Origin of the sequence: Pseudomonas endophytica (assembly GCF_001411475.1) — a bacterium.
In the GTDB taxonomy this organism is placed as follows: Bacteria; Pseudomonadota; Gammaproteobacteria; order Pseudomonadales; family Pseudomonadaceae; genus Aquipseudomonas; species Aquipseudomonas endophytica.
Genome location: NZ_LLWH01000187.1, coordinates 1 through 13,172 on the forward strand (window position 1 = coordinate 1; position 13,172 = coordinate 13,172).

The following is a 13,172-nucleotide window of genomic DNA, read 5'->3' on the forward strand; positions in this document are numbered from 1 at the left end:
ATCGGTCGGTCCGGTATTGCGCACTTTGACCTTGGTCACCGGGCGGTCTTCGTTGAAGGTGATTGGGGTACTGGCGTAGACGACGCCGCCTAGCGGCACATTGTCTTCTTGGCCTTTTTGTACGCCACCTGGATCTTTGGCGTGAGGGATGTGATGTTGCGGATGGGTGTCTTGGTGCGGGCTGGCTGGCGCGGCAGCAGGGGCGGCGGTTTTTTTGGTGCTCATGACGAATTCCTCAAAACGGGTCTGTTTGCGTTAACCGGCTAAGCCAGCCGTCACTTGATCGGGTCGTGAACTGTGACCAGACGGCTGCCATCGGTAAAAATCGCTTCAACTTGAACGTTCGGAATCAGTTCGCTAACGCCATCCATGACATCGTCTTTGGTCAGTACCTTGCTGGCTTCTGTCATGACGTCTTCAACCGACTTGCCATCGCGGGCGCCTTCCAGCGCGGTCACGGTGATGATTGACACGGCCTCTGGGTAGTTCAACTTCAAGCCACGCGCTTTGCGTCGCAGAGCCACGTCCGACAGGGTGTAAATCATCAGTTTGTCGATCTCTCGGGGGGTGAGCTGCATAAGCCCTCCTGTTAACAGTGCGATAAATGTGAATGTTCAGAGCGCGAGCCAAGGCTCAAATAGGCGCCTGACGGCAGGTTGAATGGGGCAAACAACAGGCAAGGTGATTTCCCCGAGAACACAATCGGCTTCATGTCAGGCGCAAATCGAGTCCCAATGCGTGGGGTGGTCTGCTTCATCGGCTCAACCGCTCAAGTCCATTTAGGTGGGGGCGATCTGAGCCTAGACCATATTTTTTGAGTGGCGAGTATGAATGGCGCTTTTTGTGAAATTGTGTTTCCGGTGAAAGTAGCTTCTTTTTTATTTTGCATTTAAATAACTTCTTTAAAAACAATAAGATATCGCTTTAAAACGAATCGTATTAGGCGTTACGTACGAGTGATCTTTGCCAGAAAAACTTCTCTCTGTAAAAAATCTATTTCTCTCGTACGAAATTTGCATCTGCGTACGTAGGACGTATCTGAAAAGTACGATGGCAAGAGCCGAAGTTATTGAGCATGAGAGGCCTTAGGTTTGCGCTTAAACAGAGACGGATGCTTATGGTAAAGCGCGGCATGCAGTTGATCATTGAGCTCGGTCAACTGGCGAAGCATCTCCAGACTCAACCAGACGTAGGCGTAGAAAGAGGTTTGGATGTTGTTGCCGTCAGCGCAATGCAAAGCCAAGTCTTTGAGGTCGCGAGTGGTCTGGCGTAACTGGTCGCTGATTTCATTGTTGCCGATGCCCATGCACAGCTTGTTTTGCAGCGATTCCAACGCCTGTGGGATCAAGCGTCGAACATCACGTAAGGCGGGTTCACTTTCGATTAGCTTATGGCTCTGCGCTGAGGACCAGTAAGCGTCGATCATCAGTGACAGGGTCGAAAAAATATCACGGTGGAGCATTTGTAATGCATGCAAAACAGCAGGCTTCAAGTGGCTTTCATGGCTGGCGGGAAGGGTATAAGCCCGCAGTTTTATGATCTTGTCCAGTTCATCCTTTAACTGATCATCAAGGTTGGGCCGCTCCAAGGTCTTCAGCGAGAAGTAAGCCAAGTACAAGCGGTTCAGGTTGGCTAGGCTCTCACTGAATTTTATCCGCATGTCGGTGAAGGCACGCTGCGGATAGAGGCTGGTGTACAGCATCGCCAGTACCGAGCCTGCCATGACATAGAGGCTGCGTTGGATGGCGGAATCCATATCATTGGGCGGCGAGCAACTGACAATTGCCAAGGTCGAAGCAATGAGCAGGGCCATGTAGGGATGTTTGCCAAGAGTGAGGTAGCCGGCGACAAACATGAGCAGTGCACACCACAGCAGCATGGCTGATAAGGCATAGGTTTCGAGGTACAGGGCTATCAGCCCGGACACGGCGCCTATCACTGTTCCGCCGGTTCTTTGCAGAGCCCTTGAAAAGACGTTACCCCAATACGGTTGCGGTCCCATCACGATCAACAGAGTAATCAGGATCCAAACGCCGCCGTCCAGTTTGAAATAACGAATCACGGCAAAGGTGACCAGAAACGCCAAACTGATGCGCACCGCGTGAATCCAGCGATAGTACCGACACGTCAGCTGCTCTAGGTTTGATATCTTTTTACCCAACTGCATAGAAAGCCCAATCGCTGTGAGGGATTGGGCAGCCAGCGTAGTTCACGCTGTTACGATTGGCCATGTCTTGGCGGGCACTGTTCTTTTGGTAGGAGATTCCCTGTCGTCCAGACGTCGAGCTGTCACGCAGATAACGGGGTAAGTCTGTAGTCGCTGACGAGGCACAAAGCTGGCAGTCGTAACACCATCGAGCATGGTGTTTGGGTGCATCTCTGTTTTCGTAGGAGCTGGCGAAGCCTGCGATCTTTTGATCTTCTACTGCAACATCAAAAGATCGCAGCCTTCGGCAGCTCCTACGGGGGATATTTGTCTGGCAAGACACTCTATGTAAAAACGGCTGGTAGTCGTGACACCATGCGCACGATGTTTGGGCGCATCTCTGTTTTTGTAGGAGCTGGCGCAGGCTGCGATTTTTTGATCTTTAAAGCATAAGATCGCAGCCTACGGCAGCGCCTAACCCTGTGTGCGTGAGGGGTTCAAATACTCGGATTTCGCCCGCCATTGACTGGCAAAACCACCCCCACGATGTAGCTTGCCCGGTCGCTGGCAAGAAATAGGGCAGCATCGGCCACTTCTTCTGGTTTGCCGTAACGTCCTAGCGGCACGCTGGCGACTCCGCGGGCCAGCGCTTCTTCCGGGGATATATTCAAGCGCTTGGCTTCTACCGCCACGGATTGCTCAACGCGGCCGGTCAAGGTATAGCCGGGGTTGATGGCGTTGATCCGAATGCCCTGCGCGGCATAGTGTTCGGCGGCGCCCACGGTTGCCAGCATCAAGGCGGCGTTAGCGGCGCCTCCAGACAAGTGAGTACTGGTGGGCACCTTGCCGCCAGAGCCGATGATATTGACGATCACCCCCTGACCACGTTGGCGCATCCCGGCCAGCACCGCTTGCTGGCTATTAACCACCGGAAAGTATTTGTCCTCCATGCCCGCGCGCAGCGCTTGGCCGTCAAGGTCTTGGGGGGCATAACGTTTAGCAGCTCCGGCGCTGTTTATCAGAATGTCGATCGGCCCGTTCTGGGCTTCGATGTCGGCGACCACTTGCACAGCATTTTCATACTCCGACAAATGGGCGGCATAGCCACTGGCCTTAATGCCGTCCTGCTCCAAGGTCTTAAGCGCATTTTCGATGTTTACCTGGCTACGGGACACAATTACCACTCGGGCCTGCTCTAGCCCGAATGCGCGCGCGCAGGCTAGGCCGATGCCTTTGCTGCCGCCAGTGATGACCACGAGTTTTTCACGCAGATTGAGATGCATGCCTGGAATCCTAACGATGCGTTTAACGGGTGGGCATCATAGGCCCATTGCTGGTGTCTGGAGCAAGTCGGTTCTTGCAGGAACCAAGCCTGTGGCTGTCTATGACGTTAATGTAGGAAGAAGGGGGAGGCGAGGGGCTTGGAGCGCGGGAATAAAAAAAGCCACTACCATCATGGGGATCTGGTAGTGGCTAAGATTCTCAACCAAAGAGAGCGTCAGGCATCTACCTGACGGCATGCAATTTACCTGTCTCCCGCTTAGTTAGCTAGCTAAGTAAATGGGATTCAGTTTTACCTCGTGCGTAACAATGGTGCATCACTTGCCACTTTAGGGCAGGGCGTTATACGAGCAGGTTGTAGCCTCTGTGCGGGTTAAACGCTAACCTTGCGCCCATGCAAATACCTGACTTGAATCTGCTGGTTGCCCTGAATGTCTTGCTCGAAGAGGGCTCTGTAGTGGGCGCGGCCCGACGTATGAACCTGAGCGCTCCTGCCATGAGCCGAACCCTGACCCGCATCCGTGAAGTGTTGAACGACCCTATTTTGGTGCGTTCTGGGCGAGGATTAGTGCCTACTCCCCGGGCATTGGAGCTTCGCGAGCAGGTCCGAGGGGTTGTGGAATTGGCGCACGGCGTGTTCACCCAAAGCCAGGACAGCGATTTGCGCGCGCTGGAACGCACCTTCAGTATTCGTTCGAACGATGTGTTTTTTGGGGTCTATGGCGAAGCTTTACGTCAACGCATGGCGCTTGAGATGCCCAAGGCTACGTTGCGGGTCGTACCCGAAGGGTTCACCGATGATCAGGCACTAAATGAAGGTCGAATTGACCTGACCATCTGCGCCGCCAATAAGTTTTCTTCTGAAATTAAGGTGCAACAACTGTTTACTTGCCCTTTTGTAGGCTTAGCTCGAGAAGATCACCCCATCTTTGATCAGCCAATCACCGTGCAACGCTTTACCGAGTTTGATCACATTAGCGTTTCGCGTCGGGGTTTGCCCCGAGGGCCGATTGATTCAGTGCTGGCCGAGAGGGGACTTGAGCGTCGTGTGTCGTTCACCACGCCAACCTTTTACTCAGCGATCTTTGCCCTGTCGTCCTCTAACCTCATTTTGCCGCTCATGCCCCAGTTATTGCTCAAGACGCTTGAGCCGATGGGTTTGAAACTGCGCGCCTTTGAACTGCCCATCACGCTGCAACCGGTCAACATTTTCCAAGCGTGGCATCCTCGCTTAGACAACGATCACGCCCATCGTTGGCTGCGCCGCACCCTCAAGAATTTTTGCGATAACGCCTGCGTATAACCATGGATTGCGTTTGACGCACTCCACAGTTAGTTATTTGTCAATTTTTGTATCATTGCTGCTTGGTTAAACTTTCTTCATCTAGTGTGAAGACGGAGTTGGCCATGGGTTGGCGTTTTAGGCGTGTGCGTGATTGGGTGCCGGGAGCTTGGCTGTGACCGCGTTGGCCGCGGGTTCGGTCGGCGTTACGGCGCCTGCTGCGGCTCCAGCGGTCAGTTCAGCATTTGGCCTGCGGATCATTACGGGTCTAGTTGGCGTGCTGCTGGCGGTATTGGTGTCAGGTTTTAACGAAAACGTGACCAAAGTGGCGATGCCTGATATTCGCGGCGCTATGGGCATTGGTTACGACGAAAGTACTTGGTTGCTGGCGGTGTACTCCGCAACCTCGATCAGTGCCATGGCGTTTGCGCCGTGGTGTGCGGCAACATTTTCCCTGCGGCGGTTCACCTTGTGTGCGATTGGCGCATTTTTGCTGTTGGGCGTCCTCTGCCCATTGGCCCCAAACGTTTCTGTCTTGATGTTGCTACGCACCTTACAGGGGTTTGCCGGTGGCGCGTTGCCGCCCATGCTGATGTCGGTCGCGCTACGTTTTTTGCCCCCCAATATTCGCTTATATGGGTTGGGCAGTTACGCGCTGACCGCCACTTTTGGCCCCAGCTTTGGTACGCCATTGTCGGCTTGGTGGGTGGAATACGCGGGTTGGCAGTGGGCGTTCTGGCAAGTCATTCCGTTAAGCCTGTTGGCTATGGCTTGTGTGGCCTGGGGGCTGCCGCAAGACCCGTTGCGTCTAGAGCGTTTTAAACAGTTTGACTGGCGTGGGCTGCTGCTCGGTATGCCCGGTTTGATCATGCTGGTGCTGGGGCTTGAGTTAGGCCAACGCCTGAACTGGTTTGAGTCGCAAATGATTCGGATCTTTATCGTGGGTGGGCTGGCCTTGTTGGTGCTGTTCTTCATCAATGAATGGTCGCACCCGTTACCGTTCTTCAAGTTGCAATTACTGAAAATCCGCAACTTGTCCCACGCCTTGCTGACGTTGGCCGGGGTGCTGTTTGTGTTGTTGGCCGTGATTAAGATCCCGTCGAGCTACTTGGCGCAAATTCAGGGCTACCGGCCACTTGAAACCGCGCCGGTGATGCTGATGGTCGCTGTGCCACAGTTGATTGCGCTGCCGCTGGTGGTCGCCTTGTGCAACCTGCGCTGGGTCGATTGCCGTTGGGTACTGGCCACAGGTTTAGGGCTGCTGGCCTTGGCCTGTGTGCTCGGCTCAGAGGTGACTTCGGTGTGGAATCGCGAGAACTTTTACGCTTTACAGGCGATTCAAATCATTGCTCAACCAATGGCCGTGATCCCGCTGCTGATGCTGTCCACCGGCAGCCTAAACCCGGTTGATGGGCCTTTTGCTTCGGCGTGGTTCAACACAGTTAAAGGTTTTTCGGCAGTGGCCGCGGGCAGCGTGTTGCAAGTGCTGACGGTCAATCGCGAGCATTTTCATTCGATGATGCTGGTGGACCGCGTGGGTAACTCGCCGCTGGTGTCGTCTGGGGTTGATCTGGCACGCCGCGTACACCAGCAGGCGATGGTGTTGAGCTCCTCAGATTTGTACCTGTGCATGGCAGGCGTAGCGGTTCTTTTGATTGTAATTATTCCTTTTGGCCCGACGCGGATTTATCCGCCGGGCACAGCGGTGGGAGCAGTGAAATGAGTACTTTAAGTGGGCGTAAGCCATTGGTGAGGGTGGGCGCGGGCATGCTGGCACTGGCCGTGTTGTATGGGCTGTGGCGAATAGTGTTTGCCAGCAGTGCGCAACAAAGCACCAATGATGCGTATGTGAGTGCGGATTTCACCCTCATCGCGCCGAAAGTTGCCGGGTTTATTGATGAGGTACTGGTAGAGGATAACCAGCCGGTCAAGGCCGGACAGTTACTGGCGCGCATTGATGCACAGGACTATCAAGCCAGCCTGCAAGCCGCACACGCCAGCGTCGCCACAGCGCAAGCCCAGCAGTTGAATGCGCAAGCGATGCTCCAACGTCAGCGCTCGCTGATTGAACAGGCCAAGGCCACGGTCGATGCTGACTTGGCACAGGTGGAGTTTGCCGAGCATGAGTTGTTGCGCTATCAGCACTTGGCTGGGCAAGGTGCTGGTACGTTGCAAAATTCGCAGCAGGCAAAAAACCGCTCGCAAACAGCGCGTGCGCAATTGGCGCAGCACAAGGCCGCACTGGAGGCTGCCCGTCAACAAACCCAAGTATTGGCCGCCCAACACACGGCGGCTGAGGCTTCGGTGCATTATGCCCAAGCATTGCAGGCGCGTGCTGAGCTGGAGTTGTCTTACACCCAATTGGTGGCTCCGTTTGACGGGGTCGTCGGGCGTCGTAGCGTGCGCAAAGGGGCTTACGTCAAACCGGGCGATACGTTGCTGGCGGTAGTGCCCGTGGCCAAGGCTTACGTGGTGGCCAACTTTCTTGAACATCAGATGACCCACATGAGCCCAGGTCAGCGGGTCACGGTATCGGTCGATACCTTCCCCGGCGAGCTATTACACGGCACCGTCGACAGTATTGCTCCGGCCACAGGGGTGACGTTTGCCGCCATAGCACCGGATAACGCAACGGGCAACTTCACCAAAGTGGTTCAGCGTATCCCGGTCAAAATCACTCTGGACCCTCAACAGCCGCTGACACAACAACTGCGCTTGGGTATGTCTGTGGATGCCTCTGTCGACACCGCAAGCACTTCAGGGCAGCAGGTCAGCGCACGATGAGCCTTAAGACGATCACCTACGCCACAGCGTGTTTGAGTTTGGTGACGCTTGGCGGTTGCGTCATGGGCCCGGACTTCACTGCCCCCAAGACCCCTTTGCCCAATCATTGGGCGCCAACCCCAAGCCAGTCAGAGCACAGTGCAACTGCTGAGTCGCCGGTGGATGTGCGGTGGTGGGACAGCTTTGCGGACCCACAGTTATCGACGTTGGTGCGCGAAGCCCAGACGCATAATTTTGATCTGCAAATGGCGGCCAGTCGTCTTGAGCAAAGCCGCGCCATGCGCCGTCAAATTGCCGCAGCCACCTTACCTGCGGCAGACGGTACGGCGGGTTACAGCCGCAGCCGTAACAGCCAGCGCGGTTTGATGGACGCGTCGGGCAATGAGGGCAAACAGGCGTTCAACATCTGGAAAGGTGGGCTTGATATCAGTTGGGAAGCTGACCTGTGGGGGCGCGTGAAACGATCGGTTGAAGTCGCGGATGCCTCTGTGCAGATGGCCCAAGAGGATCGCCATGCGCTGCAACTGTTGGTGATCGTGCAGACCGCTCAGGATTACATCCAACTGCGCAGTACGCAGCAAGGGTTGGCGGTGGTTGAGCAAAACCTGCACATAGCCCAGCGGACTCTGGAACTGACCCAGCTCCAGCTCAATGAAGGCGTTGCTACCGACCTTCAAGTGTCGGAAGCGGCGGCTCAAGTGGCAGAAATTGAAGCGCGCTTGGCACCGCTGCAACAGCACAGTGCGCAACTGATTAACGCGTTGAGCCTGTTGTTGGCCCGCGAACCTAGAGCGTTACAGCAGCAACTAAGCCCCGTCGCCGCTGTACCGGCCTACACCGGGGACGTGCCAATCGGTCTGCCCAGTGAGCTGGCCCAAAGACGCCCGGATATTCGTCGTGCGCAAGCCCAGCTGCATGCGGCGACGGCGGCGATTGGTATGGCCAAGGCGGATTTTTATCCGCGCATTACGTTATCCGGCAATCTGGGGTTTCAGGCGTTGCAGTTATCAGACTTGGGGAGCTGGGGCTCGCGCAGCTTTGCTTTTGGGCCGGGGATGAGCGTGCCTGTGTTCGAGGGCGGACGCTTGAAAGGTGCGCTGCAATTGCAGGAAGGGCGCCAGCAAGAAGCCGGCATTGGCTATCAGAAGACAGTACTGCGCGCCTGGCATGAAGTGGATGATGCGCTGGTGGCGTATCAAGCCAGTCAGCGTCGTCGCGACAGCTTGCAACAGGCTGTCGCCCACAATCAGCGCGCTTTAGACAGTGTCCATCAACAGTACGCGCAGGGCACTGTGGACTTTCTCAACGTTCTGACTGTGCAAAACGCCCTCTTGGCCAACCAGGCCGCCTTGGTCGATAGCACGGCTCAAGTCTCGTTGACGCTGGTCAACCTGTATGGCGCGCTAGGAGGAGGCTGGCAGGGGTGAGTGATCTAGACCCTATCGCGAGGCAAGCTTGCGTTGACGATTTGAGGCGCATCCCGAATCTGAGGCCGTGAGCTTGTCTCGCGATAGGGTCTATACGAAGGGCATGCGCAGCGGATTGTTTTAATCCATGCCAACCATCACTGCTTCTTACTGACAGGCCGCGTCGCTCTAGGCGGGAGATTTGTTATGCTCGGCGCCTTGAAACAAGCGCCAGCATAGGCGTGCCCTGTTCACTTTGAGCGTATTTATGTCTGCCGATACTCACGCTGTAACGACGCGCTTTTCGCGCTCCGACTATAGAACCCTAGGGCTGGCGGCCTTGGGCGGGGCGCTGGAAATCTACGACTTCATCATTTTCGTATTTTTCGCCCTGATCCTCAGTCAGCTGTTTTTCCCTCCGGATATGCCTGAATGGCTTCGTTTGCTACAAAGCTTCGGGATTTTCGTGACCGGCTATCTGGCGCGTCCATTGGGCGGTATTTTGATGGCGCATTTTGCTGATCATCTGGGCCGCAAGCGGGTGTTCAGTCTGAGCATTCTGATGATGGCCTTGCCCTGTCTGCTGATCGGGATCATGCCGACGTATGCGCAGATTGGTTATTTCGCACCACTGATTCTGCTGGCGCTGCGGATTTTTCAAGGTGCGGCCGTCGGTGGCGAGGTGCCCAGTGCTTGGGCATTTGTTGCCGAACACGCGCCAGCAGGGCGTCGAGGCTACGCTTTGGGCTTTTTGCAGGCGGGTCTGACCTTCGGCTACTTGATTGGCGCTTTGACCGCGACACTGTTGGCGCAACTCTTCACTCCGGCTGAAATCCTTGATTACGCTTGGCGTTTTCCGTTCTTACTGGGGGGTGTTTTTGGCGTGATCGGTGTGTGGTTGCGCCGTTGGTTAAGCGAAACGCCAGTGTTTTTGGCCTTGCGCGAACGCCGCGAGGGTAGGGTGGAGCTGCCGCTGCGTACCGTGTTACGAGATTTTCGCCCGTCACTGCTGCCCGCCGCGTTGCTAACTTGCGTACTGACCAGCGCCGTCGTGGTGTTTGTCGTGATTACCCCAACCGTGATGCAACAGCGTTTTGGCATGACCGCCAGCCATACGTTCGCCCTGAGCAGCTTGGGCATTGTGTGCCTGAACATTGGCTGTGTGCTTGCGGGCTTGGTGGTTGATCGGATTGGCGTCTGGCGCAGCATTGTGCTGTACAGCCTGCTATTGCCGCTGGGGATTGGCGTACTTTACGCAAGCCTAGTCGGGCAGTGGGGCTTACCGGGGCTGGCCTATGGGTTTGCCGGTTTGTGCTGTGGGATTGTCGGCGTGGTGCCGTCGGTGATGATCGGTTTGTTCCCGGCCAAGATTCGCGTTTCGGGCATCTCCTTCACCTACAACATTGCCTACGCGCTGTGGGCCAGTTTCACGCCGTTGTTGTTGATTGCCCTGATGCCTTGGAGCCCGTGGGTGGGTGTGCTGTTTTGTGGGGTGATGGGGCTGGTGGGTGTGTTGACTGCCCGCTGGTTTGGCTTTGCGCGGGGGCATCAGGTTGAGCGGCGCCTGCGGGCTTTGGTCGACGTGTAGTTAGCGCAGCATGCTCTGGGCCTGTTGCAGAAGGCGGCCTTTATCTCCACCTTCTGCTACAGGCCAAAACGTTAGACCCGCAGAATCCGTCCGCTGATGGCCACACCTACCAGCAACACCGCGATCATGCCAAAGGCAATGTTCAAACTGCTGGCATGAGCAATAAAACCAATCGCCGCCGGGCCTACTAAAATCCCGGCATAGCCCAGCGTGGTAATCGCTGGCACGGCGATACTCTCCGGCATCACGGTTTGCTTGCCCACGGCGGTGTACAGCACCGGCACGATATTCGAGCATCCGGCGCCGACGAGCGCGTAGCCCAACAGTGATACTTGCCAATCCGGCGCCACGGTCGCCAACGCCAACCCTGTGGCTGCCAACAACCCGCCCAAGACGATGATCCGACGAGGCCCTAAGCGGCTGACCAAGGTGTCTCCCAGCAAACGGCCGATGGTCATGGTCAGGGCAAATGCGGCATAACCGAGCCCGGCATAGACTTCGTTGATGTGTTTATCAGAGGTCAAGAACACTGCGCTCCAGTCGAGCATTGCGCCTTCAGCCAGAAACACGATAAAGCACAGCACGCCAATAAACAGCACCACGCCGTGGGGAATGGCAAACGCCGGGCCACTGCTTTCGCTGCCGTAGGGCAGTAGATTTGGCGCCGCCTTAAACAGCGCCGCCAGGATCAGCACGATCACCACTAACATGGCCCACAGAGGCGTCAGCCCGATTGCCAGCAAGGCGCTGACCCCGGCTGCGCCGACGATCCCGCCGACACTGAACAAACCGTGAAACCCAGACATCATGTTGCGCCCGCTGGCGCGCTCCACAATCACTGCTTGCAGATTGACGGTGGAGTCGACGGTGCCCAACCCCGCACCAAATACAAACAGCGTGGCGATGAGTAAGGGGATGGAACTGACGGTGGCCAATAGCGGCAAACTCAGGCAGATCAACAGGGTCCCGGTGGTAAATACCCGGCGGCAGCCAAAGCGTGTCGCCAGCACCCCGGCAATCGGCATCGCCAGAATAGAGCCGATACCCAGCGATAACAGCAACAGCCCAAGCGTTGCGTCATCCAGCCCAGCACGAGCCTTGGCGTAGGGCACCAATGGTGCCCAGGCGGCGATGCCAAATCCGGCAATAAAAAAGGCAATACGGGTCGATGTTTGTTCAAGACGCCCCGGGGGCGGAGGCGTTTCAGGAATGGCGGTCATGGACTTCCTAGAGGGCAAGCAATAAAAAACAGGGCAGTATCCTTACACAGTTGCAGTAGAGCTCGCGAGGATAGAAGACGATCAGTGTCTTCTTACCCCCGCGTTAGGCTTTTACCTGCGCTTGGTGCTGATTCGCCGGATTGCCCAGCCCACCAACAGAACCAGTACGGCAATCCCAGTCCACGCGAGTGCGGGTGCATAGTTGATCAACCAACTGACCGGAGTTTTATCCGACAGGATGCTGTCGACCTGTTGCTCATCCGGGTCTGCACTTGGCACATGACCGAATGTCGAGCGCACATATCGGGCCAGCGCTGCGATCTGCTCGTTGTTCATTTGGTCGCTGAAACCAGGCATCAGGATGTGTTTGCCATCAATGTGCAGGTCGATGCCCCCGGCGATGACTTGCACCAAGTTATTGGCGTGGGCTGAGCGTACATCGCGCAACCGACCCAAATCGGGTCCCGCGGTGCCTGTGCCGTCTACGCCATGACAACTGGCGCAAGCCGATTGGTACAACACGGCGCCATCAAGCGTGCCGTTGTTGGCCAGGTTTCGCCAGCCGGTGATCGGCCCTTCAATCGTGTCCGGGTTCACGTGAGCAGGGGGTTGCGCCGCTGCGGGTACGGCGGGTGAGGCGAGCGCAGGCACGACACGCAAATAGGCAATGATGTCGGCAATTTCGGTATCACCGAGATGGCTCAGGCTGCGGCTCACTGCCAAGCCCATGTCACCGCCCGCGACTGCCATTGAGTTATGGCCTTTTTGCAAAAACGTTTTAAGCGCTTGATCGCTCCAGCCACCCAGACCGGTCGGATCACTCGTAAGGTTAGGAGCATGCCAGCCACCGACAAATGCACCGCCCAGATGCTGGTCCGGCAATTCGGCCATTAATGCTCCACGGGGCGTATGACAGGCGCTGCAATGCCCTAAGGCCTCAACCAGATAGCGCCCGCGCTCTTGCGAAGGGCCCTGTACCGGTTGCGCGCCCGCTGCCTGGCCTTCTTTCAGGTACAACATGTTCCAAGCAATCATTGCCGGTCGTACAAAGGGGAATCCCAAGTCGGTCGCAGGGACTTCATGGCTGACCGCAGGCACGCTCTGTAAATAGGCGTAAAGCGCTGATACATCGGCATCAGTGATGCCGGTGTACGAGGTGTAAGGCATTGCCGGGTACAACCAGCCTTTGCCCGGCGCCCGGCCCTTGCGCAGGGCATCACGCAATTGTGCCTCGCTCCAGCCACCAATCCCGGTGCGCGTGTCTGGGGTGATGTTAGAGGCATAAATAGCGCCTAAGGGGCTGGCAATCGGTGCGCCACCAGACAAGTCCGGCCCATGACAGCCCGCGCAGTCGGCGGCCGTGGCGATGTATTTTCCGCGCTCGAGGGTCGCGGTGTCACTTTGCTGGGCGCAAGCCCACTGTGTGCTCAGGGCGAGAGTGACGAAGATCAGTGCTTTACGCATG

At 56.5% G+C, this 13,172-nt stretch carries 10 protein-coding genes and 1 pseudogene; 5 read left to right on the plus strand and 6 right to left on the minus strand.

Annotation, left to right across the window (positions count from 1 at the left end; genetic code table 11):
* The 4 genes and pseudogenes from ureB to AQS70_RS16085 form a co-directional block, all read right to left on the minus strand.
* Positions 1 to 225, minus strand: a pseudogene (ureB, locus tag AQS70_RS23380) (urease subunit beta); the annotation flags it as partial.
* A 50-nt stretch (positions 226 to 275) separates the two neighbouring features.
* A complete protein-coding gene (locus AQS70_RS16075) occupies positions 276 to 578 on the minus strand; it encodes an urease subunit gamma (RefSeq protein WP_055103754.1) in 303 nt (100 codons plus the stop codon).
* Positions 579 to 1,066: 488 nt separating this feature from the next.
* The gene (locus AQS70_RS16080) at positions 1,067 to 2,167 is read right to left on the minus strand and encodes an FUSC family protein (protein ID WP_055103755.1); all 1,101 of its coding nucleotides are present in this window, start codon (positions 2,165 to 2,167) and stop codon (positions 1,067 to 1,069) included.
* A gap of 476 nt (positions 2,168 to 2,643) precedes the next feature.
* A complete protein-coding gene (locus AQS70_RS16085; RefSeq protein WP_055103756.1) occupies positions 2,644 to 3,429 on the minus strand; it encodes an SDR family oxidoreductase in 786 nt (261 codons plus the stop codon).
* Positions 3,430 to 3,821: 392 nt separating this feature from the next.
* Between AQS70_RS16085 and AQS70_RS16090 the strand changes: the two genes are divergently transcribed.
* The 5 genes from AQS70_RS16090 to AQS70_RS16110 all read left to right on the plus strand — a co-directional run bounded on the left by AQS70_RS16090 (position 3,822) and on the right by AQS70_RS16110 (position 10,487).
* Complete coding sequence (locus AQS70_RS16090) at positions 3,822 to 4,730, plus strand: LysR family transcriptional regulator (RefSeq protein ID WP_055103757.1); 909 nt, start codon at positions 3,822 to 3,824, stop codon at positions 4,728 to 4,730.
* Positions 4,731 to 4,893: 163 nt separating this feature from the next.
* Positions 4,894 to 6,432 carry an MFS transporter gene (locus AQS70_RS16095; RefSeq protein ID WP_420912356.1) on the plus strand — a complete coding sequence of 513 codons (1,539 nt, stop codon included), beginning with the start codon at positions 4,894 to 4,896 and terminating at the stop codon, positions 6,430 to 6,432.
* Positions 6,429 to 7,493 (plus strand): HlyD family secretion protein, encoded by a 1,065-nt coding sequence (locus AQS70_RS16100; protein WP_055103758.1) that lies wholly within the window; start codon positions 6,429 to 6,431, stop codon positions 7,491 to 7,493. The genes AQS70_RS16095 and AQS70_RS16100 overlap by 4 nt, the downstream gene beginning before the upstream one ends.
* Positions 7,490 to 8,920 (plus strand): efflux transporter outer membrane subunit, encoded by a 1,431-nt coding sequence (locus tag AQS70_RS16105; protein ID WP_055103759.1) that lies wholly within the window; start codon positions 7,490 to 7,492, stop codon positions 8,918 to 8,920. The genes AQS70_RS16100 and AQS70_RS16105 overlap by 4 nt, the downstream gene beginning before the upstream one ends.
* Before the next feature lie 247 nt (positions 8,921 to 9,167).
* A complete protein-coding gene (locus AQS70_RS16110; RefSeq protein WP_055103760.1) occupies positions 9,168 to 10,487 on the plus strand; it encodes an MFS transporter in 1,320 nt (439 codons plus the stop codon).
* Between the two features lie 71 nt (positions 10,488 to 10,558).
* Here the strand turns inward: AQS70_RS16110 and AQS70_RS16115 are convergent, their stop codons facing one another.
* Both AQS70_RS16115 and AQS70_RS16120 read right to left on the minus strand, forming a co-directional pair.
* On the minus strand, positions 10,559 to 11,707 hold the full coding sequence (locus tag AQS70_RS16115; protein ID WP_055103761.1) for an MFS transporter: 1,149 nt from the start codon (positions 11,705 to 11,707) through the stop codon (positions 10,559 to 10,561).
* A gap of 111 nt (positions 11,708 to 11,818) precedes the next feature.
* A complete protein-coding gene (locus AQS70_RS16120; protein ID WP_055103762.1) occupies positions 11,819 to 13,171 on the minus strand; it encodes a cytochrome c in 1,353 nt (450 codons plus the stop codon).
* Position 13,172 lies beyond the last annotated feature (1 nt).

Coding starts and splice junctions, on each gene's coding strand:
- AQS70_RS16075 (WP_055103754.1), bottom strand. CDS start 578: ATGCAGCTCACCCCCCGAGAGATCGACAAACTGATGATTTACACCCTG.
- AQS70_RS16080 (WP_055103755.1), bottom strand. CDS start 2,167: ATGCAGTTGGGTAAAAAGATATCAAACCTAGAGCAGCTGACGTGTCGG.
- AQS70_RS16085 (WP_055103756.1), bottom strand. CDS start 3,429: ATGCATCTCAATCTGCGTGAAAAACTCGTGGTCATCACTGGCGGCAGC.
- AQS70_RS16090 (WP_055103757.1), top strand. CDS start 3,822: ATGCAAATACCTGACTTGAATCTGCTGGTTGCCCTGAATGTCTTGCTC.
- AQS70_RS16100 (WP_055103758.1), top strand. CDS start 6,429: ATGAGTACTTTAAGTGGGCGTAAGCCATTGGTGAGGGTGGGCGCGGGC.
- AQS70_RS16105 (WP_055103759.1), top strand. CDS start 7,490: ATGAGCCTTAAGACGATCACCTACGCCACAGCGTGTTTGAGTTTGGTG.
- AQS70_RS16110 (WP_055103760.1), top strand. CDS start 9,168: ATGTCTGCCGATACTCACGCTGTAACGACGCGCTTTTCGCGCTCCGAC.
- AQS70_RS16115 (WP_055103761.1), bottom strand. CDS start 11,707: ATGACCGCCATTCCTGAAACGCCTCCGCCCCCGGGGCGTCTTGAACAA.
- AQS70_RS16120 (WP_055103762.1), bottom strand. CDS start 13,171: ATGCGTAAAGCACTGATCTTCGTCACTCTCGCCCTGAGCACACAGTGG.